This window comes from Mesobaculum littorinae (assembly GCF_004011175.1).
GTDB classification, from domain to species: Bacteria; Pseudomonadota; Alphaproteobacteria; order Rhodobacterales; family Rhodobacteraceae; genus Tranquillimonas; species Tranquillimonas littorinae.
On sequence record NZ_RQXX01000002.1, the window covers coordinates 290,559 to 311,680 of the forward strand.

At 69.1% G+C, this 21,122-nt stretch carries 20 protein-coding genes; 15 read left to right on the forward strand and 5 right to left on the reverse strand.

Translation table 11 applies throughout. The annotated features are described in order from the left end of the window. Positions 1–5: 5 nt before the first annotated feature. The 13 genes from ruvB (at position 6) to EKE94_RS06195 (ending at position 12,926) form a co-directional block, all read left to right on the forward strand. The gene (ruvB, locus tag EKE94_RS06135) at positions 6–1,034 is read left to right on the forward strand and encodes a Holliday junction branch migration DNA helicase RuvB (RefSeq protein WP_127905727.1); all 1,029 of its coding nucleotides are present in this window, start codon (positions 6–8) and stop codon (positions 1,032–1,034) included. 106 nt (positions 1,035–1,140) lie between these two features. After that, on the forward strand, positions 1,141–1,836 hold the full coding sequence (locus tag EKE94_RS06140; RefSeq protein WP_127905728.1) for a hypothetical protein: 696 nt from the start codon (positions 1,141–1,143) through the stop codon (positions 1,834–1,836). Continuing rightward, positions 1,833–2,222, forward strand: coding sequence for a tol-pal system-associated acyl-CoA thioesterase (ybgC, locus tag EKE94_RS06145; RefSeq protein WP_127905729.1), 390 nt, complete (start codon positions 1,833–1,835; stop codon positions 2,220–2,222). Before EKE94_RS06140 ends, ybgC begins: the two co-directional genes overlap by 4 nt. Before the next feature lie 206 nt (positions 2,223–2,428). Further along, the gene (gene tolQ / locus EKE94_RS06150; RefSeq protein WP_127905730.1) at positions 2,429–3,124 is read left to right on the forward strand and encodes a protein TolQ; all 696 of its coding nucleotides are present in this window, start codon (positions 2,429–2,431) and stop codon (positions 3,122–3,124) included. Between the two features lies 1 nt (position 3,125). Next, a complete protein-coding gene (gene tolR, locus EKE94_RS06155; RefSeq protein WP_127905731.1) occupies positions 3,126–3,599 on the forward strand; it encodes a protein TolR in 474 nt (157 codons plus the stop codon). Between the two features lie 10 nt (positions 3,600–3,609). Further along, a complete protein-coding gene (locus EKE94_RS06160) occupies positions 3,610–4,911 on the forward strand; it encodes a cell envelope biogenesis protein TolA (protein WP_164870846.1) in 1,302 nt (433 codons plus the stop codon). 266 nt (positions 4,912–5,177) lie between these two features. After that, entirely contained in the window at positions 5,178–5,405 is a 228-nt protein-coding gene (locus EKE94_RS06165; protein WP_127905732.1) for a hypothetical protein, read from the forward strand. 262 nt (positions 5,406–5,667) lie between these two features. Further along, positions 5,668–6,993, forward strand: a complete 1,326-nt coding sequence (tolB, locus tag EKE94_RS06170; RefSeq protein ID WP_127905733.1) for a Tol-Pal system beta propeller repeat protein TolB — start codon at positions 5,668–5,670, stop codon at positions 6,991–6,993. Positions 6,994–7,074: 81 nt separating this feature from the next. After that, complete coding sequence (pal, locus tag EKE94_RS06175; RefSeq protein WP_127905734.1) at positions 7,075–7,614, forward strand: peptidoglycan-associated lipoprotein Pal; 540 nt, start codon at positions 7,075–7,077, stop codon at positions 7,612–7,614. 26 nt (positions 7,615–7,640) lie between these two features. After that, positions 7,641–8,516, forward strand: coding sequence for a tol-pal system protein YbgF (ybgF, locus tag EKE94_RS06180; protein WP_127906301.1), 876 nt, complete (start codon positions 7,641–7,643; stop codon positions 8,514–8,516). Positions 8,517–8,524: 8 nt separating this feature from the next. Beyond that, complete coding sequence (tilS, locus tag EKE94_RS06185; protein ID WP_235855913.1) at positions 8,525–9,793, forward strand: tRNA lysidine(34) synthetase TilS; 1,269 nt, start codon at positions 8,525–8,527, stop codon at positions 9,791–9,793. Between the two features lie 79 nt (positions 9,794–9,872). Then, on the forward strand, positions 9,873–11,792 hold the full coding sequence (ftsH, locus tag EKE94_RS06190; protein ID WP_127905735.1) for an ATP-dependent zinc metalloprotease FtsH: 1,920 nt from the start codon (positions 9,873–9,875) through the stop codon (positions 11,790–11,792). A gap of 528 nt (positions 11,793–12,320) precedes the next feature. Then, positions 12,321–12,926 (forward strand): MOSC domain-containing protein, encoded by a 606-nt coding sequence (locus EKE94_RS06195; protein WP_127905736.1) that lies wholly within the window; start codon positions 12,321–12,323, stop codon positions 12,924–12,926. A 104-nt stretch (positions 12,927–13,030) separates the two neighbouring features. On the opposite strand, the gene EKE94_RS19045 is transcribed toward EKE94_RS06195, so the two are convergent. Continuing rightward, positions 13,031–13,162, reverse strand: a complete 132-nt coding sequence (locus EKE94_RS19045; protein ID WP_268878274.1) for a hypothetical protein — start codon at positions 13,160–13,162, stop codon at positions 13,031–13,033. 109 nt (positions 13,163–13,271) lie between these two features. Between EKE94_RS19045 and folD the strand changes: the two genes are divergently transcribed. Continuing rightward, entirely contained in the window at positions 13,272–14,171 is a 900-nt protein-coding gene (gene folD, locus EKE94_RS06205) for a bifunctional methylenetetrahydrofolate dehydrogenase/methenyltetrahydrofolate cyclohydrolase FolD (RefSeq protein ID WP_127905738.1), read from the forward strand. A gap of 56 nt (positions 14,172–14,227) precedes the next feature. Here folD and pdeM read toward each other — a convergent pair whose 3' ends face one another. The 3 genes from pdeM to EKE94_RS06220 form a co-directional block, all read right to left on the reverse strand. Next, positions 14,228–14,911, reverse strand: coding sequence for a ligase-associated DNA damage response endonuclease PdeM (gene pdeM / locus EKE94_RS06210; RefSeq protein WP_127905739.1), 684 nt, complete (start codon positions 14,909–14,911; stop codon positions 14,228–14,230). 155 nt (positions 14,912–15,066) lie between these two features. After that, entirely contained in the window at positions 15,067–17,514 is a 2,448-nt protein-coding gene (locus tag EKE94_RS06215; RefSeq protein ID WP_127905740.1) for a ligase-associated DNA damage response DEXH box helicase, read from the reverse strand. A 72-nt stretch (positions 17,515–17,586) separates the two neighbouring features. After that, entirely contained in the window at positions 17,587–18,894 is a 1,308-nt protein-coding gene (locus EKE94_RS06220; RefSeq protein ID WP_127905741.1) for a P-loop NTPase family protein, read from the reverse strand. A 131-nt stretch (positions 18,895–19,025) separates the two neighbouring features. Here EKE94_RS06220 and EKE94_RS06225 point away from each other — a divergent pair, with 131 nt between their 5' ends. Next, on the forward strand, positions 19,026–20,675 hold the full coding sequence (locus EKE94_RS06225) for a hypothetical protein (protein ID WP_127905742.1): 1,650 nt from the start codon (positions 19,026–19,028) through the stop codon (positions 20,673–20,675). Here EKE94_RS06225 and EKE94_RS06230 read toward each other — a convergent pair. Further along, entirely contained in the window at positions 20,640–21,104 is a 465-nt protein-coding gene (locus EKE94_RS06230; protein WP_407940885.1) for a prepilin peptidase, read from the reverse strand. The two genes, EKE94_RS06225 and EKE94_RS06230, sit on opposite strands and share 36 nt — an antisense overlap. Positions 21,105–21,122: the final 18 nt, after the last annotated feature.

Consider the following 21,122-nt stretch of genomic DNA (forward strand, 5'->3'; position numbering starts at 1 on the left):
ACGCCATGAGTGACAGCCCCGATCCGACCCTGCGCCCCGCGCCGCTGCCCGAGGACGACCGCGCCCTGCGCCCCGAAACGCTGGACGATTTCATCGGCCAGGCCGAGGCTCGGGCCAACCTGCGCGTCTTCATCGAAAGCGCGCGGATGCGGGCGCAGGCGATGGACCACGTGCTGTTCCACGGCCCCCCCGGCCTGGGCAAGACGACGCTGGCGCAGATCATGGCGCGCGAGCTTGGCGTGAACTTCCGCATGACCAGCGGTCCGGTGCTGGCCAAGGCCGGCGATCTTGCCGCGATCCTCACCAATCTCGAGGCCCGCGACGTCCTCTTCATCGACGAGATCCACCGCCTGAACCCGGTGGTGGAAGAGGTGCTTTACCCCGCGCTCGAGGATTTCGAGCTAGACCTCGTGATCGGCGAAGGCCCCGCGGCGCGCACCGTGCGGATCGAGCTTCAGCCCTTCACGCTGGTGGGCGCCACGACCCGGCTGGGGCTTCTGACCACGCCGCTGCGCGACCGGTTCGGCATTCCTGTGCGGCTTCAGTTCTACTCGATCGAAGAGCTGCACCGGATCGTGTCGCGGGGGGCGGGCAAGCTGGGCATCCCCTGCGAACCCGACGGCGCGCGCGAGATCGCGGCGCGGGCCCGCGGCACGCCGCGGATCGCCGGGCGGCTTCTGCGCCGGGTCGTCGATTTCGCGCTGGTCGAGGGCGACGGGCGCCTGACGCGCGACATCGCCGACAGCGCGCTGACCCGGCTGGGCGTTGACCGGCTGGGTCTCGACGGGGCTGACCGGCGCTACCTGCGGCTGATCGCCGAGGCCTATGGCGGCGGCCCGGTGGGGGTCGAAACCCTGTCCGCCGCGCTGAGCGAAAGCCGCGATGCGCTGGAAGAGGTGATCGAGCCCTACCTGTTGCAGCAGGGCCTGATCCAGCGCAGCCCGCGCGGGCGGATGCTGACGCAGGGGGCCTTTGCGCATCTGGGCCTGCCCGTGCCGAAGGCGCCCGGCACCGGCGACCTCTTCGGCGGCTAGGGGCCACGGGGCGCGCGCCGCCGCGTCGTGAGCGGGCGCGGGGTCTGAAAGCGGGGCGTGCCGGTAGGGCTTGCAGCCTCGGGTCCGGGCAGGGTAGGCGCAGGACATGACTGATCCTTCCTTCGGGCCCGACGAGATCGCGCGGCATTTCACCCGTTCCGACGGCAGCTATGCCTTCGCACGCTGGGCCCGGCCCTTCGCGCCCGTGGTCTTCGGGGTCGAGGACGAGACCATCCCGGTCATCAAGGGCGCGATCGAGGCGGTGGGCCGCCTGAACCGGCAGGGCATCGCCGACACCGACCGCGAGCTGGGCGTCAACCTGATGATCTTCTTCCTGCGCGACTGGGACGAGATGGCCGGCGTGCCCGACCTCGACCGGCTGCTGCCCGATGCGGCAGGGCTTTCGGCGCGGCTGGCGGCGGCGCAGGCGACGCAGTACCGCAGCTTCCGCTTCGATCCGCAGGGCGCGATCCGGGCCTGCTTCGTCTTACTGCGGATGGATGCCGAAATGGCCGCCCTGCCGGCCGAGGCCCTGGCGCTGGACCAGGCCGTGCGCGCCGCGCTTCTGTGGTCCGACCAGGCCTTCGCGACGCGGTCGCCGCTGGTCACCCTGCCGGCGGGCGGCACCGTCCTGCGCGCCGAGATCGCGCAGCTGATCCGCGCCGCCTCGGACCCGGTGATGCCGGACGTGGCGCAGGACCCCGCCCACGCGCTGCGGCTGGCCGCGCGGATCGCCGCGGGTGCAGCCCCGGCACCGACGTCGACCCCGACGTCACCCCCGACCGGGCCCGCCGCGCAATGAGCCACGCCTTCGAGACCCGCGTGTTCTACGAGGACACGGACCTGGGCGGTATCGTCTACCACGCCAATTTCCTGAAGTTCATCGAACGCGCCCGCAGCGACTGGGTGCGCGACCTTGGCGTCGACCAGATGCGGATGCAGCGCGAATTCGGCACCGTCTTCGTCGTCCGCCGGATCGAGGCGGATTACCTGCGCCCGGCCTATCTGGACGACATCCTGCAGGTCTCGACCGAGGTGTCCGAGCTGCGGCCCGCCCGGCTGGTGCTGACCCAGGCCGTGCGGCGCGGGGACGACACGCTTTTTGCCGCGCGGGTCACGCTGGTTGCGATGGGGCCCGGCGGCCGCGCGGTGCGTCTGCCGCAGGTGCTGCGCGACCTGCCGGTCTGAAGGCCCCCGTACCGGCCCCCGCAAGCGGCGGCAGGGGCAGGGCGACGGCACCGCAACGCACGTTCCGCGCCCGCGTCTACCGGCAGGGCCTTGCCCATATCGCGGGCACTGACGCGGTTGTGTTGGCGTCGGGTCGCTTTCGCGCTAGACTTTCGCCCAATCCGCGCCGCAAAGACGCGCAACGCGACAATAAAGAGCAGTGATTGATGGAAACCGAGACACTCGTGCTTGCGCAGGAGATCGACTTCTCCATGTGGGGCCTCTTTGCCCGTGCCACCATCGCGGTGAAGCTGGTCATGATCCTGCTGATCATCGCGTCGATCTGGTCCTGGGCCGTGATCATCCAGAAGCACATCGCCTTTCGCGCCGCCCGGCGCGAAGCGCGGCGCTTCGACCGGGCCTTCTGGTCGGGCGAGCCGCTCGATGAGCTTTACCAGCAGATCGGTCCCGATCCTGCGGGCCGGCAGGCGGGGGTTTTCGCCGCCGGCATGACCGAATGGCAGCGCAGCCACCGCGACGACGGCGCGCTGATCCCCGGCGCGCAGGCCCGCATCGACCGGTCGATGGATGTCGCCATCGCCCACCAGTCCGAGGACCTGGAAAAGGGTCTGCCGCTGCTGGCGACGGTCGGCTCGACCTCGCCCTTCGTGGGGCTGTTCGGCACGGTCTGGGGCATCATGTCGGCCTTTATCGAGATCGCCGAGGCGCAGAACACCAACCTCGCCGTCGTGGCGCCCGGTATCGCCGAGGCGCTGCTGGCCACCGGCCTCGGCCTGCTGGCCGCGATCCCGGCCGTGATTTTCTACAACAAGCTGTCGACGGAACAGGGCCGTCTGGTCGCGGGCTACGAGAGTTTCGCCGACGAGTTCTCGACCATCCTCAGCCGCCAGCTGGACGCCTGACATGGGCGCGGGCGTCATATCGAAGGGCGGCAAGGGCGGCCGCCGGACCCGGCGCAGCGGCCGGTCCCAGCCGATGGCGGAAATCAACGTCACGCCCTTCGTCGACGTGATGCTGGTGCTGCTGATCATCTTCATGGTCTCGGCGCCGCTTCTGACCGTGGGCGTCCCGGTCGAGCTGCCGCAGACCGCGGCGCAGTCGCTGCCCACCGAACAGGAAGAGCCGCTGTCGATCACGCTCACCGCCGATGGCCGCGTTCTGCTGATGTCGAACGAAACCGAGTCCGAGGACCTGATCGGCCAGCTGCGTGCCATTGCCGCCGAGCGGTCGAGCAACAAGATCTTCCTGCGGGCTGACGGCTCGATCCCCTACGAGCGTGTGGTGCAGGTGATGGGCGCGCTGAACCGCGCGGGCTTTGCCAATATCGGGCTGGTCACGGATACCGGCGGGCCGCGGCTCGACGGGCAGGGCGAGTGAGGAGCCGTCCTTGGATACGGGCTGGATAACCTCTCTTGCGCTGCACGCCGCGCTGATCCTCTTCGCGCTGTTCGGGGGCCTGTTCCGGGCCGACCCGCTGCCGCCGACGCAGAACACCGAAGTCACCATCCTGTCCGAGGAGGAGTTCGCGGCGTTGTCGCGGCCCGATCTCGCCGAAGAGCCGACCGCCGCCGGTCCCGCGACCGAGCCGGTCGAAGAGCCGACGGACCAACCGGTCGAGGAGACGCCGCCCGAGGTCGCCCCCGATATCGGTGACATGGCCCCGCCGCCGACACCCCCCGCCACGGAAGAGCCCGCCCCCGAGGCGATCGAGGAACCCACGCCCGAGCCGCAGCCCGAGCCCACGCCCGAGCCTGCGCCCGAACCCGATCCGGTACCCGAAACCATCCCCGAGCTTGCGCCCGAGGCCGAGGTGTCGGACGTGCCGCCCGAGCCGCTGGCCCCGCCTCCGGCCGAAGAGGTCGCCGAGGCGCCTTCGGACGTGCGCCCGCGTCCCGCGCCGCGCGTGTCGCCCGATCCCGCGCCACCGCCGCCGCCCGACGCCGAAACCGCGCCCGAGGCCAACGAACCTCCGCCGCCGCCCGAAGAGGCGCTCGAGCCCGAACCCGAGCCGGTGGAGGAGGAAGAGCCCGCAGCGCCCGAGGAATCCGCGCCCGAGATCGTGACCGAAGCCGAGCCCCCGGCGCCGCAGGGGCCCGAGGTCTCGCTGCGTCCGCGCACCCGGCCCGCGCGCCCGACGCAAACCGCCGCCGCGCCCGAAGCCGAGGCGGATCCCGAGCCTGCCCCGCAGACGCCGGGCAGCACGACCGAAGCCGCATCGGAGCCCGAGCCCGAGACGCCCGCGGAAGAGACCGGGGGCCGTGACGTGGTCGCCGACGCGGTGGCCGAGGCGCTGGCCCAGTCCAACGCCGAAACCGGCAGCGGAGCGGATGCGGCCGACGCCGCGCCGACCCAGGGCGCGCCCGCCGGTCCGCCGCTGACCCAGGGCGAGCGCGACGCGCTGCGCGTAGCGGTGCAGCAGTGCTGGACGGTCGACGTCGGCTCCGAGGCGTCGAGCGTCACCGTGACCGTCGGCTTCGACATGGAGCGGACCGGGCAGGTCGTTTCGTCCTCGATCCGGATGCTGAATGCCGAGGGTGGGTCCGACGCGGCCTCTCGCACCGCGTTCGAGGCCGCGCGCCGCGCGATCCTGCGCTGCCAGTCGGGCGGCTATGACATGCCCGCTGAGAAGTACGAGCGCTGGCGGCAGGTCGAGATCACCTTCAACCCCGACCAGATGCGGGGCCGCTGATGCTTGAGCTTCTGTTTCTCGCCGGCCTGCTGTTCGTGGGCGTTGCCCCGGGCGGGTCGGTTCCACCCGTTGCCGCGCCTTCGACCGAACCTCCGTCTGCCTCGGCGCCGCAGGCGCCCGGGGCACCCTTGCCGCGGTCGCTGCCGCGATCAGAGGGGAAGGATCGGAATCAAGCCGCGGAGACGGCTGATATTGTCGACGCACTCAGGCGCGCCGTCCTCCCCTGCTGGGTAGTTCGGCCCGGCACCGCTGCGGCGCAGACCCCCGTGACCGTTCGTTTCCAGCTTAATGGTGACGGGCACATCGCCATGGACCGCGTCGAACTGGTGACGAATGGCGGTCCGGTCGGCGAAGCCGAAAAGCAGGCCTTCGAGGCCGCGCGCAACGCGGTTCTGCGCTGCGAGGGCGAGGGATACGATATCCCGGGGCTATCGCGCCCCATGGACATAGAGCTGGCATTCGACCCTACCGCACCCGCGGAGCCGCGTCAGTGACCCGAATGCGCCTCTCTGTGCGTGGCTTCGGACTGGACCGGGCCCGCCGCCACGCAACACCCGGGCGCAGGATGTCCGGCGTCGGCCGGCAGCGCGCAAGCAGGCATCCCATGACGGGGGCGGGCAGGATGGCAGAGCGGGTTCACACGGAATTGTGTCGCCCGTTCGCCGCACACGCCCTTAAAGGCTGGCGGGACCTGCACGACACTGGAACGGAAGAGTGAAGGACACGTTAATGCGCCCGATGACTGCGAGGACCCGCATGAAGACACTACTCTCCCTGATCGCGCTTTCCGTTGCCGCGGCAGGTGCCCCCGCCGTGGCCCAGGACAGCCCCGGACCGCTGAGGATCGAGATCACCGAAGGTGTGATCGAACCCTTGCCCTTCGCGATCCCCACCTTCGTGGCCGAAAACGCCGCCGCGCAGGAATGGGCCGACCGGATCACCCGCGTCGTGTCCGAGGACCTGACCGGCACGGGCCTGTTCCGCGAATTGCCGCGCGACGCCTTCATCACGCAGGTGTCGAGCTTCGATTCCAACGTCTCCTACGCCGACTGGAAGGCGATCAACGCGCAGGCGCTGATCACCGGCGCCGTGTCGGCCACGCCCGACGGCCAGTTGACGGTAAAGTTCCGCCTCTTCGACGTCTTCGCCGAAAGCCAGCTGGGCGAGGGGCTTCAGTTCAACGGCACCAGCGACGGCTGGCGCCGCATCGCGCACAAGGTCGCCGACGCGGTCTACAGCCGGATCACCGGCGAGGGCGGCTATTTCGACAGCCGCGTCGTCTTCGTGTCCGAGCGCGGGCCCAAGGACGACCGCCAGAAACGGCTGGGCGTGATGGATTACGACGGCGCCAACGTGCAGTACCTGACCGACAGCTCGACCATCGTGCTGGCGCCGCGCTTCTCGCCCTCGGGCGACCGGGTGCTTTATACCAGCTACGAAACCGGGTTCCCCAAGATCTACGAACTCGACGTCGGCACCGTCAGCCGCACGGCGCTGCCCGTTCCGGCCGAAGGTATGACCTTTTCGCCGCGCTACGCGCCCGACGGTCGGACGATCATCTTCTCGCTCAGCGACAACGGCAACACCGACATCTATCGCCTGCGTCCGGGCGGCGCGCCCGAGGCGCTGACCACCGCGCCGTCGATCGAGACCGCGCCCAGCTATTCGCCCGACGGCAGCCAGATCGTCTTTGAATCCGACCGCTCGGGCACGCCGCAGCTTTACATCATGCCCGCCAACGGGGGCGAGGCGCGGCGGATCTCGTTCGGCGAGGGGCGTTACGGCACCCCCGTCTGGTCGCCGCGCGGTGACCTGATCGCCTTTACCAAGCAGAACGCGGGCCGCTTCCACATCGGCGTGATGCGCACCGACGGCTCGGAAGAGCGGCTGCTGACGGCCAGCTTCCTCGACGAGGGGCCGACCTGGGCACCCAATGGCCGCGTGCTGATGTTCACCCGGGAAACCAGCGGGGCGGGCGGTGAATCGGCGCTCTACTCGGTCGATGTCTCGGGCCGGAACCTCAAGCGTGTGCCGGTCGACGGTGCGGCGTCGGACCCCGCGTGGTCGCCGCTTCTGCCATAAGCGGGGGCGTTCCCTCCGGCTCTGGTCAATGATACACTCCTCGCCTTATAGGGCAGAGAATTTTCGCACAGGATACTGACTATGAAACATATCGGTAAGGTCATCGTGCTGACCGCCACCCTCGGGCTCGCCGCCTGTTCGAACCCCGACCGCTTTGGCGCCGGCGGCGCGGACGGCATGGGCACCGACCCCTATGGCGCGGGCGCAGGCGCCGGCATGGGTCAGGTGACCAGCGGCGCGCTGGACCCCACCACGCCCGCCTATTTCAACCAAACCATCGGCGACCGCGTGCTGTTCGCCGTCGACACCTCGACCCTGTCGCCGCAGGCACGCGAGACGCTGACCGCGCAGTCGAACTGGCTGATGCAGAACCCCGAGTTCACCGCCATCGTCGAAGGTCACGCCGACGAGCAGGGCACGCGGGAATACAACCTCGCCCTGGGCGAGCGTCGCGCCAACGCGGTGCAGGACTTCCTGATCGCGCAGGGCGTGCCCTCGACCCGCCTTCGCACGGTGTCCTACGGCAAGGAACGCCCGATCGAGGTCTGCTCGGACGAGGCATGCTATGCCAAGAACCGCCGTGCCGTGACCGTCGTCGCCGCCGGCGGCCTGACGAGCTGATCCCGACCCCCGAACGGAGGCCCATGATGATCCGACATTTGCCCAAGGCGGCCCTGATCCTCTCGCTAGGCCTCGCGGCGGTGCCTGTCGCGCCCGTGCCCGAGGCACAGGCGCAGACAGAGGCCAGTGACGAGACGCTGGCCGATATCCGGCAGGAACTGCAGGTTCTCTATGTCGAGGTGCAGCGGCTCAAACGCGAGCTGTCGACGACCGGCGCGCCCGACATGAACCTGCAGGGCACGTCGGTGCTGGACCGGGTCGACCGGATGGAGGCCGAGCTTTCGCGCCTGACGGGCGAGGCCGAGGAGATGCAGTATCGCATCGACCGGGTCGTCAGCGACGGCACGAACAAGATCGGCGATCTTGAATTCCGGCTGTGCGAGCTTGAGGAGGGCTGCGATATCGGCAGCCTCGGCGACACGCCCACGCTGGGCGGTGACGCGGGCGCTGCACCCGCGCCCACGGCGGCCCCGGCCCCCGCGACGCCCCCCGCCGGGTCGGGCGGCGGTGCCGAACTTGCAATGTCGGAACAGGCGGACTTTGATCGGGCGAAGGAGGCCCTCGACTCCGGTGACTTTCAAGGCGCCGCTGACCTCTTTGCGTCCTTTACCACGACCTACACGGGCGGCCCCCTGACGGGGGACGCGCATTACTACCGGGGCGAGGCGCTGTCCAAGCTCGGCAATACGTCAGACGCCGCGCGCGCCTATCTCGAATCCTTCTCGGGCGCGCCGAATGGGCCGCGCGCGCCGCGGGCGCTGCTGAACCTCGGGCTTGCGCTGGACCAGCTGGACCAGCGCCCCGACGCCTGTGTCACGCTGGGCGAGGTGTCGAACCGCTTTCCGCAAAGCGATGCCTCGGTCGAGGCGCAGACCGCCCGCGCCAACATGGGCTGCTCCTAGGCCGGGCCGTGGCGCCCGATGCGCTGACCCGGCAGGCGGGCGCCCATTTCGACCCCGACCCACCCGCCCGGCTCGGCATTGCCGTTTCGGGCGGTGGCGATTCCATGGCCCTGTTGCACATGCTGTCGGACTGGGCGGGGGAGGCTGGGGTCCGGCTTTCCGTCGCGACGGTCGATCACGGGCTGCGCGCGGAATCGGCGGAGGAGGCCACAGGCGTTGCCCGGGCCGCGGCGCGGCTGGGCCACGATCACACCACCCTGACCTGGCGTGAAAGGCCCCCGGGCAACCTGCAGGACGCGGCGCGACGGGCGCGATATGCGCTGCTGGCCGACTGGGCCCGGCAGCGGGGCCTGTCCGACATTGCGCTGGGGCATACCCGCGACGACCTGGCCGAGACCTTGCTGATGCGCCTCTCACGAAAGGCCGGCGTCGACGGTCTGGCCGGCATGGCGCCGGAATTCGACCGCGACGGCGCGCGGTTCCACCGGCCGCTGCTGTTCGCCGGCCGCGCCGACCTGCGGCAGTGGCTGCGCGACCGCGGGGTGGACTGGGTTGACGATCCGAGCAACGACGATCCCGCCTACCTGCGCAGCCGCGCCCGCCATGCCCTGCGCGACCTGTCCCCGCTGGGCATCGACGCCGCGGGGCTGGCACAGACCGCTCGCCACATGGCCGAAGCCCGCGACACCCTGCGTGCCGTCACGGCCGAGATTTTCGGCGCCATCGGCCGGACCGAGGCCGGCGACGTGATCCTCGACTTCGCAGGGCTGGCGCGTACGCCTGACGGTATCCAGCGACGGGTTCTGCGCGGGGCCATCGGCTGGATCGCCGGGGGCGACTACGGCCCGCGTGAAACCGCGCTGGACCATGCCCGCGCCGCGCTTGCGGGGCAGGGGGCGGCGACGCTCGGCGGTGTGCTGATGCGAATTCGGGGGGACGAGCTGCGGCTGACGCGCGAATACGCGGCCGTCGCTGGCTGCACCGCCACGCCCGGGGCGATCTGGGATGGTCGCTGGCTGCTGCGGGCCTCCGACGGGGCGCCCGGCGGGGTGGGCGACACCACGGGAATGGCGATTCGCGCGCTGGGGCCTGCGGGGCTGCGGCAGTGTCCGACCTGGCGCGCGGCGGGCATCCCGCGCGAAACGGTGCTGGCCGCCCCGGCGGTCTGGTGCGAAAACGTCGTCATTGCCGCCCCTCTGGCGGGGCTCGGGACCGCATGGCGCGCGGTTCTGGCGAAGAACCGCGACGATTTTACCGCCTATCTGTTATCGCATTGAAGTGAGCGTCTCGATCCTTATCTTAGGACCAACGCCTGGCGGGGCTCTCGACCGGGCGCGACTTTCATAGGAGAATTCCTTGGGCAACGCGCGCAACATCGCCTTCTGGGTCGTCCTGTTTCTGCTGATACTGGCGCTCTTCAACCTCTTTTCCGGCGGTCAGAACTCGATCTCGTCCCGCTCGATCAGCTACTCCGACTTCGTCGAGGCGGTAGACAACGGCGAAGTGTCGTCGGTCACGCTGGATGGCGAGCGGGTGATGTTCCGCGGAAACGACGGCAACGACTATGCAACGATCCAGCCCGACGGGGCGGACATCACCGACCGCCTGATCGACCAGGGCGTGACCGTGAACGCCAAGCCGCAGGAGCAGTCGGGCTTTACCACGATCCTGATGACCTTCCTGCCATTCATCCTGCTGATCGGCGTTTGGATCTATTTCATGAACCGGATGCAGGGCGGCGGACGCGGTGGCGCGATGGGCTTCGGCAAGTCCAAGGCAAAGCTTCTGACCGAAAAGCACGGGCGGGTGACCTTCGACGACGTCGCGGGCATCGACGAGGCGAAGGACGATCTGGAAGAGATCGTCGAATTCCTGCGCAACCCGCAGAAGTTCTCGCGCCTTGGCGGCAAGATCCCGAAAGGCGCGCTGCTGGTGGGCCCTCCGGGCACTGGTAAGACGCTGCTGGCCCGCGCCGTTGCGGGCGAGGCAGGCGTGCCCTTCTTCACCATCTCCGGCTCGGACTTTGTCGAGATGTTCGTGGGCGTCGGTGCCAGCCGCGTGCGCGACATGTTCGAACAGGCCAAGAAGAACGCGCCCTGCATCGTCTTCATCGACGAGATTGACGCCGTTGGGCGCAGCCGTGGCGTGGGCTACGGCGGTGGCAACGACGAGCGCGAGCAGACCCTGAACCAGCTTCTGGTCGAAATGGACGGGTTCGAGGCGAACGAGGGCATCATCATCGTCGCGGCCACCAACCGCCCCGACGTGCTGGACCCCGCGCTGTTGCGCCCGGGCCGCTTCGACCGGCAGGTGCAGGTCCCGAACCCCGACATCAAGGGGCGCGAGAAGATCCTGGGCGTTCACGCCCGCAAGGTGCCGCTGGGCCCCAACGTCGATCTGCGCATCATCGCCCGTGGCTGCCCCGGTTTCTCGGGCGCCGATCTCGCCAACCTCGTGAACGAAGCCGCCCTGATGGCCGCGCGCGTCGGCCGCCGCTTCGTGACGATGGAGGATTTCGAGAACGCCAAGGACAAGGTCATGATGGGCTCGGAGCGCCGGTCCATGGTGATGACCGAGGACGAGAAGAAGCTGACCGCCTATCACGAGGCCGGGCATGCCATCGTCGGCCTGAACGTCCCGCAGCACGACCCGATCCACAAGGCGACGATCATCCCGCGCGGCCGGGCCCTGGGCCTGGTGCTGTCGCTGCCCGAGCGTGACCAGCTGTCGGTGACGCTGACCAAGTACAAGTCCAAGATCGCCATGGCGATGGGCGGGCGCGTGGCCGAAGAGATCATCTTCGGAAACGAGAACGTCACCTCGGGCGCCGCGTCGGACATCCAGCAGGTGACCAAGATCGCCCGCGCGATGGTCACCCAGTTCGGCTTTGCGCAAGAGCTGGGCTATGTCGACTACGCCAACGAACAGCAAAGCTATCTGGGCTCCTACGGCTCGGGCAAGGACCACTCGGAAGAGACGCAGAAGCGGATCGACGCAACCGTCCGCGAACTGGTCGACGAAGGTTACCAGACCGCGACGCGCATCCTGACGGAGAAAAGCGACGATCTGCATCGCTTGGCGCAGGGTCTTCTGGAATACGAGACCCTGACCGGCAACGAAATCCTGAAGGTCATCGCGGGCGAGCCCCTGAACCGCGGTGATGACGAGGATGATCGCCCTGATCAGGGGAACACGCCCTCGATCACGGCGATCCCGAAAACCTCGAAGCCGAAGCCGCCCAGCGATGGGGGCCTGAACCCCGAACCTTCGGCCTGAAGTCGGACCGGCTCAATACGGCCCCGCCCCATAGGCGGGGCCGTTTTCGTTTCGGGGGGCGACAGGGTATTCGCGTCGCCTTACGTGCCACGTACCGGTGCATCAGAAGCTAAGGCCGATTGGCCGCCCGACGGCTATGGCCGGTCCCTGAACTGCGCTTGACCCCCGCGCTTTCCCGGGGGCTTTACTGACCTGGGCCGCGGCTCATGCGTGATGGCGCGTTCCGGCTGGACCTCTGCTGCGCGGGGCTGCGTCCTGGGCGCGACGTCTCGGCCTGCGCCCGCCCCACCGCTTCACCAATGGGTCCGCGATGCGGTGGATTACCAGAGACTTGGCGACTGCGGTCATCTTCGCCTCCCTTGCGATCTACGACGACGCCCTTGGCCGGGTCTATCTCGTGGCACGGGACGCGCGGCCTTCTGCCCTGTCCGGCGTCTGTCCTTCGTGCTGACCCGCCCACCCTTGGCCGCTTGCCCTTCACGAACGGATTGGGAATAGTCGCGTCACCCTAGGGGAAGGAGCCTCACTATGCCCACGCTTGTCGACACTGGCCTCGCGGCCCGGATCACATGGCTGGGCACGGTGCCGAACCGCGACCGGGCGCCCATCGATGGTGTCGCGCTGGACGAGATGACCCTGGGGTGGGAGGGGTATGCAGCCGAGGTGCATGCAGGCCTGACCCGCCCGTCCTGTTCGCGGGTGAAGAACCTTTATCCCCGCGGAACCGAGATCCGGAACACCCGCCAGCTGTCGATCCTGAGCGCGGAAGAGCTGGCCGGGATCGCCGCCGACCTCGACCTCGACGCCATTGATCCGCGTTGGTTGGGCGCCTCGGTGGTGGTGGAAGGGCTGAGGGATTTTACCCACCTGCCGCCCTCGTCGCGCCTGCAGTCCGAGGACGGGACAACTCTGACCGTCGATCTGCTGAATGGGCCATGCCAGTTTCCCGCGATGTCGATCGAAGAGGCGCATCCGGGCCACGGCAAGGCCTTCAAGAGGGTGGCCGAGGGGCGGCGCGGCGTGGTTGCTTGGGTCGAACGTCCCGGGCGGCTGCGGATCGGGGACGCGCTGCGCCTTTTCGTGCCAGAGCAACGAGCGTGGACCGGACAGGCCGCCCCTGTCATGGCGGAGTGACGGCTGTGTCTGCTTCGCAAGGCGTGCCGAAATAGGAAAACGCCGGGCCTTTGCTGGCCCGGCGTCTTGGAACGATCAGTCTTGGGTCGACTGGTACCGGCGGATCAGGCCAGCAGGATGGTCGCTGCGAGACCGAGACCTGCAAGAAAACCGGCGTGGATGGCGAGCGTGGCGTTAAGCATTTCTTGACTCCGTCCTGTTGCATCCACAACGCCGTTGAAGCGATTCGGTTTCATACACGGCTGCGTGATCGTGTGGGACGGGCGGGCGGAGCGCAGGCTTGCTTGCTGCACCGGCCTTCGATACCACCCCATGTATACATTGCTGCTGAAGGAGGAGCAGGGCATGAGCGCTGATGTCATCGACGGAAAGGCCTTTGCCGCCAATATCCGCGAGAAGGTCGCGGCCGAGGTCGCGCGGATGAAAGAGACGGCCGGCGTCACGCCGGGTCTTGCCGTGGTTCTGGTGGGCGAGGATCCGGCGAGCCAGGTCTATGTCCGCTCCAAGGGGCGCATGACCCGCGAGGTCGGCATGGAAAGCTTCGAGCATCGTCTGAACGACGACGTGTCCGAGCAGGAGCTTCTGGATCTGGTCGAGACGCTGAATGCCGACCCCAAGGTGCATGGCATCCTGGTACAGTTGCCCTTGCCCGGCCACATGGACAGCGAAAAGGTCATCAACACGATCGACCCGCGCAAGGATGTCGACGGCTTTCACATCCAGAACGCCGGCCGCCTGATGACTGGTCAGAAAAGCATGGTGCCCTGCACGCCGCTGGGGTGCCTGATGCTGCTGCGCGACCGGCTGGGCGACCTTGCGGGGCTCGAGGCTGTGGTGATCGGCCGGTCGAACATCGTCGGCAAGCCGATGGCGCAGCTGCTTTTGAACGAACGCTGTACCGTCACGATCACCCATTCCAAGACGAAGGACCTGCAGGCGCATCTGAAGCGGGCCGATATCGTCGTGGCCGCGGTGGGCCGGGCCGAGATGGTCAAGGGCGACTGGCTGAAGCCCGGCGCCTGCGTCATCGACGTGGGCATCAACCGGCTGGAGCCCGAGCCGGGCAAGGAAAAGGGGCGGCTGGTCGGCGATGTCGATTTCGCCAGCGCGAGCGAGGTTGCGGGCGCGATCACACCCGTCCCGGGTGGGGTTGGCCCGATGACCATCGCCTGCCTTCTGGCCAACACCGTGACGGCCTGCTGCCGCGAAAACGGCCTGGCCGAGCCCGAGGGCCTGACCGCCTGACCATCGTGGCCCGACCCTGCGCGACGCGGGCATCAGCCGCGGCGTCAGGCCCGGCGTCAGGCGCGTCGGCGGGCCTGATGGCGCGGCAGCGGAAAGGCATGCGGGGTGGGTCCGGTCAGGACCGCGCAGGCCTCGTCCCCCATCAGGTTCTGCAGCACCGGATCGGTCCAGCGCAGACCGCCGGTATAGGTGCCATAGGCGGGCAGGATCAGCCGCGCGGCGTCGAACAGGAAACAGGGGCGCGAGAGGCTGCGCCCGCGCAGGGCCACCCGCGCCTTGGGGTGGTAGTGGCCCGAGACCTCTCCCTCGGCCTCGGACGCGGCGATGTGGCGGAAGGTGAGGGGCCCGAGCTGCGCCTCGCCAGCCGTCTCGCCCCCGGGGCCCGCGGTGTCGGCATCGTGGTTGCCGGTGATCCAGAGCCACCGCCGCCCCGCCTGCATCCGCGCCAGCGGGTCGGTGACCGCCGGCGCCACGGCCACCGCCGCGGCATCGTCGTCGAAGCTGTCGCCAAGGCAGAGAACCAGCGCGGGGGCGTGGCGGGCAATGTCGGCGGCAAGGCGGGCCAACGTATCCTGCACCTCGTAGGGGGGCAGCAGGGTGCCGCGCCGCCGCGCCCAGCGTTCGGACTTGCCCAGGTGCAGGTCCGACACGGCCATCAGCCCGGCCTCGGGCCATAGAAGCGCGCCGCTGCCCGTGGCGACAAGCCGCGCGCCGCGCAGGGTGAAGGAGAAACCGTTCATGCCTTGTTCGTGCCGTAGAGCGGCCGCCGGGGCAAGCCCCCGCGTGATGCGCGCGGCAGGGCGCCCGTCCCGGACCCCGCCGCGGTGACCGTCCGGGGCTCGGGCCACGCCGCGGTTTCCGAGGCCGCTGCCGTCGTGCCCCATCGCCCTGATCTTCACCGCAGCGACAGCCCCGACGCGAGCGAGGCAAGCGGCGCCGCGCCGTCCTCCAGCCCCGCGGCCTGCATCACCGCCTGCGCTTCCTCGGCCAGCAGGCGTTCGGTCGCCGCCCCCTCGACCGGGACGCGCCCGGGTTCGAGGAAGAGCGGCGCGGCCAGGGGCGTCACCCGGTCCAGCACAACGTGATCGATCCGGCCCTGCGTGCGGGCCAGCATCTCTTCGATCCGTCCGTAGTCCACGAGGCCCTTCAACGCCTCTTCCCGCGTGATCCGCAGCATCAGGTGGTCGGGGTCGTAGCGGCGCAGCGTGTCGTAAAGGATCTCGGCCGACAGGCTTTGCTGCTTGCCGGTGCGGCGTTCGCCGGGACGCGTTACCCGGTCGACCAGCCCCGCGATGGTGGCCGAGGCCTTGAACGTGCGCTTCATCACCGCGTTGCCGCCCAGCCAGGTCTCGAAATCCTCGCGCAGGTTGGCGGGATCGAAAAGCGGCGCGGGGTCGACGACCCGGTCGAGGCCCCAGATCAGCACCGCGTAGTCCGTGGCGACAAAGCCCATAGGGTGCAGGCCCTCGCGCTCCATCCGCTGGGTCGCGAGAAGGCCCAGCGTCTGCATCGCATTGCGCCCGGCAAAGCCGTAGACGCAGGTATGCTGGCGGCCGTCATGCGGAAAGCTTTCCACCAGCAGCCGGTCGGCCTGCGGCAGGTGCGATCGCTGGCGCTGCAGCGCCAGCCACTCGGCGGTGTGGGCGGGGAGCCCGGGCCAGTCGTCCTGCCGGAACATCGTCAGGATACGTTGCGACAGCTGCGTCGAGGTGGCGAACTTAGTGCCCATGTAGGCCGCGATCTTGGGCGGCTTGTCGGCGCGGCGCGTGACCTCGACCACCATTTCGCGCATCGATTCGTAGCGCACGATCTGGCCGCCCATGAGGAAGGTGTCTCCGGGGGTAAGGGTCGCGGCAAAGCCTTCCTCGATCTCGCCCAGAAGGCCGCCGCCGCGGCCGCGCATCCGTACCTTGACCAGATCCGTGTCCATGATCGTGCCGATGTTCATGCGGATGCGCTGCGCCGCGCGGGGGTCGCGCAGGTGCCACTGACCGTCCCGCTCCATCAGTCGCTGCCAGCGATCATAGGCGCGCAGGGCGTAGCCGCCGGTGGCCACGAAATCGAGGCAGTCGTCGAACTGCGCGCGGGTGAGGCTTGCGTAGGCCCCGGCGGACTTCATTTCGCGGTAAAGGTCGTCGGCGTCGAAGGGGCCCGAACAGGCGGCGATCAGGATATGCTGGCACAGCACGTCGCGGGGGCCGGGGCCGCGCGGGTCGCCATCGAGGTCGCGTTCGCGCACCGCGGCAAGGGCCGCCACGCATTCCACGATCTCGAACCGGTTGGCAGGCACCAGCAGCGCCTTGGACGGCGCGTTGTAGCGGTGGTTGGCGCGGCCGATGCGCTGCACCAGCCGCTTGACGTTCTTGGGCGCGCCCACCTGGATTACCAGGTCCACGTCGCCCCAGTCGATGCCAAGGTCCAGGCTGCCGGTGCAGACGATGGCACGCAGCTGGCCCGCGACCATCGCCGCCTCGACCCGGGCGCGTTGTTCGCGCGACAGGCTGCCGTGGTGAATGCCGATGGGCAGGTCATCCTCGTTGGCGAGCCAGAGTTCGTGAAAGAAGATCTCGGCCTGTGCGCGGGTGTTGTGGAAGATCAGCGTGGTCTTGTGCTTTTTCACCTCTTCTAGCACCGCGGGGATTGCGTAGCGCCCGCCGCCGCCCGCCCAGGGCGGGGGGGCGTCGGTGCGCAGCATGGCAATGTCGGGCTCGGGCCCCGGATCGGCATAGAGGATGTCGCAGGGGTCGGGATGGCGGGCGAGGAAGGACGCGATGGCGGCCGGATCCTCGACCGTGGCCGACAGCCCCACGCGGCGCATGTCGGGCACGAGGCCCTGAAGCCGCGCCAGCCCCAGCATCAGCTGATCGCCGCGCTTGCTTTCGGCGAGCGCGTGGATCTCGTCCACGATCACCCGGCGCAGGCCGCGGAAGATGCGCGGCGCGTCCTCGTAGCTCAGCAGCAGGGCCAGGCTTTCGGGCGTGGTCAGCAGGATGTGCGGCGGATCGGCGCGCTGCCGCCGCCGCTGGGTGTAGGAGGTGTCGCCGGTGCGATCCTCGACCCGGATATCCAGCCCCATCTGGTCGATGGGCGCGGTCAGGTTGCGGCGGATGTCGGCGGCCAGCGCCTTCAGCGGCGAGACGTAGAGCGTGTGCAGCCCCTCGTGCCCGTCGGCCAGCTCGACGAGGCTGGGCAGGAAACCGGCCAGCGTCTTGCCGCCGCCGGTGGGCGCGATCAGCAGCAGCGACGGGTCGGCGGCGCGCGCCAGCATGTCGGCCTGGTGCGGGTGGATGGTCCAGCCCTTCGAGGCGAACCATGTGTCGAACTTGGGGGGCAGGGCGGTCATGCCCCAGATATGGGGCCCACGATGCCCGCGGGCAATCGCGGCGCGCCCGGCGATCGCGCCGCCCCGGGCGATCTATCGCAGGATCTCGCTGTCCTCGACGAAAAGGTTGGCCCAGGCGCGGTCGATCAGCTCGGGCGACATCTGGTAGGGGATGCCCTCGAAGTCGCAGATCGAGATCATCTGGTCGACGAGGAACCCGGGCTGATAGTTGGCATAGACATTGTCGATCTCGGGGTATTTCCGCTTGAGCAGGTAGACCAGCGACGCCTCGTCCAGCGGCATCTTCTTCTTCTTCGCGATCAGAGCGAAGATCTTTAGGAAATCCGCCTGGCTGGGGCCGTCGATCTTGATCTTGTAGAAGATCCGGCGCAGCGCCGCCTGGTCGAAGATCTTGTTCGGGTGGAAGTTGGTGGAAAAGATCACCAGCGTATCGAACGGCACGGTGAACTTCTCGCCCGATTGCAGGGCGAGGATGTCCTTGCCCTCTTCCAGCGGCACGATCCAGCGGTTGATCAGCGCCTGCGGTGGCTCTTCCTGCCGGCCAAGGTCGTCGACGATGAAGATGCCGCCGGTGGATTTGAGCTGCAGCGGCGCCTGGTAGGTCCGCGCCGTCGGGTTGTAGACCAGGTCCAGCATCGACAGCGACAGCTCGCCCCCCGTCACCACGGTCGGCCGGTCGCACAGCACGTAACGCGTGTCGAACCGGGTGCGGCGGCGCAGCTGGGTGGGGTCCTCCTCGTCCGTTTCGGCGGCCGAGTGGACGATGGGGTCGTAGATGGTGATCACCTGCCCCGCGTACTCGATCGCGCGGGGGACATAGATCTTGTCGCCCAGGGCATCGCGGATCCCGTTCGAGATCGAGGATTTGCCGTTGCCGGGGGGGCCGTACATCAGGATCGACCGGCCCGACCCCACGGCGGGCCCGAGGTGGTCCAGCAGGCTGTCGGGCAGGATCAGGTGGCCCATCGCCTCGGTCAGTTGGCGGCGGGTGATCTGCACGTTGCGGATCGACTGGCGCTTGACCTGTTCGCGGTAGACGTCCAGCGGCACCGGCATCGCGCCGTAGTATTCCGACTGCCCCAGCGCGTCGAGCGCGCGTTCCTTGCCCGCGTCCGACAGCTGGTACGCCATCTCGGCCGAGGAAGTGGCGTGCAGCGTGCCCTTGGCCTCGACCAGCCGCTGGGTGCGGGCCTGGTCCACCAGCTCCTGCGTGACCTGCACCGGCAGGCAGATCGTTCGCGCGATCTCGGACACGTGTTCGAGGGTCTGGCGGAACATGGTCTTGAGCAGGATGTCCCGCATCATCACCCGCGGCAGCTGCATCTCCTCAAGGCTGCGGGGCACCGGGGGGGCCACGACGGGGGCGGGGGTCAGGGTCATCGGCTGCTCCGTCTGCCCGTGCGTGATCCCCGCGCCGCGGTCGCGGGCCTAGGCGGGGCGCCCCGGGCGCTAATGTTTGTCGCGTCGAACCTGCCCGGCTAGTGTGGCTAAAAAATGGAACAGGGGCAGGGATGCGCAGACCAAATCCGGTCATTTTACTGGCCGTGACGGCCACGATCGGCATCGCGATGGCGGGGCTGACGCTGTCGATGGGCGGGCTTTACGTCGACGTCTACGACGGAGACAGCCTGCACCTTGTCGACCTGGTGATGCGCATGGCGGCCGGGCAGCGGCCGCACCTGGATTTCGTCACCCCGATCGGCGACCTGGCGATCCTGCCGCTGGCGCTGTTCGTCGAGGCGGGGACGGGCATCGGCCATGCCTTCGTCTATGCCCAGATCCTGGTCGCCGCGGTGCTTCTGGTCCCCGCCGTCTGGATCGGGTGGAGCCGGTTTCCCGGCTACTGGGGCATTCTTTTCGCCGCCGCCATCATGGTGCTGTCGCTGGCACTGGTTCACGGGCAGGCCGAGACGGCATTCTCGGCCTCGATGCATTACAACCGCTGGGCCTGGGCCCTGGGGTTTCTCGCCGTCGGCACGGCGTTTCTGCCGCCGCGCGGGGAAAGGCCGCGCCACGGGATCGACGGTGCGGTTCTCGGTGCCGCGATGACGGCGCTGGGCCTGATCAAGGTGACCTACGTGCTGGCCTTCGCACCGCCCATCGTGGTGATGCTGCTGCTGCGCGGGGCATGGCGGACGCTTGCCGTGGCGCTGGCGGTCACGGCGCTGGCCTGCCTGACGCTGACGGCCTGGCTGGGCCCGGATTACTGGGGCGCCTACCTGGGCGATCTGACCGCGGTGTCGGGGTCGGAGATACGCAGCTATCCCACGTATCCGCTGTCGACGGTGCTGGGCGGTCCCGCCTTCCTGCCCGGCACGCTGCTGGGCTTTGCCGCGGTGGTGCTGCTGCGGCAGGGGAATGCGGACCGCGCGCCCTACGGGCTGGGGCTTTTGCTGCTGCTGCCGGGCTTCTTCTTCGTGACCTACCAGAACTTCGGCAATGATCCGCAATGGGTGCTGCTGCTGGGCCTGTTGCTGATCCCGCTGGCGCCCTGGTCCGCCGAGGAGGATCCCACCGGCGCCCTGCGCATGGCGGGCGCGGCGATCATCGCGGCGCTCTTTGCGTTGGCGGCGCCCTCCTATCTCAACATGGCGACCAGCCCTCTGACGCTGATGACGCGCGACACGACATGGGTGCCGATCTTTCCGCGCAACCCGCCGCATGACGATTTCTACAGCAGCGAGCCGCAGGCCCTGCGCTACAACGTCGTTACCCCGGGGCCCGGGGTCTCGGATGTCGCGGATCTGGGCGACCGCGACGCGCCTGCGATGGTGAATGGGGCGGCGCTGCCCGATTGCGCGCTGACCTCGGGCCTTACGCTTTATCTGCGCAGCATGGCGCGGGACCTGGGCTCTCGCGGCTATGGCGGCCCGGGGGCCGAGGTCGTGGTGGCCGACCTGCTAAGCGCGCTGTGGCTTTTCGACGGGCGCATCCTGCCGGTGCGGGGCGCGGCGCCATGGAGCTACGGCGGGACGCCCGGATGGGCGCAGGCGCGCTACCTGGTGGTGCCGCTCTGTCCGCTGTCGCCCGAGACGCGGGTCGCTTGGCTGACCGCGCTGGACGACCGGGGAGAACGCTTGCGCGAGGTGACGCGCACCGCGCTTTACATCGTCTTCGAACGCGCCTCAGAGCGCGGCGGCGAGGATGAGGTAGAAAAGTAGCGTGCCCGCCAGCGGCAGGCCCATCGGGAAATCCCGCCGCGTCCAGCTTTCCCACTCGGGCACGCGGTTGCGCAGGGCGGGCAGGGCCCGCGCGGCGCGATGCGCGGCGAAGGCGGCCAAAAGGACCGCGGCCAGCAGATAGACCACCGGCATCGCGTCGGGCAGCGGCACGAAGGGCGCCGCGGCGGCGGCGAACTTGGCGTCGCCCGCCCCCATGACCCCGGCAAGGTTGGCGACGAACCCCGCCGCGAGGATCACCGCCAGGTGCACCCACTGCCATCCCCAAAGCCCGAGCGGCAGCGCGATGGGCCCCACGACGAGGAAGACCAAGACCAGCGCCCCGCAGGCGAGGTTGGGGATCTTCATCCGGGCCATGTCGCTCCAGGCGACCCAAAGGCAGATCGGCAGGACGAAGGGCAGAAACCACAGGGCCGCGTAGCTGGGCAG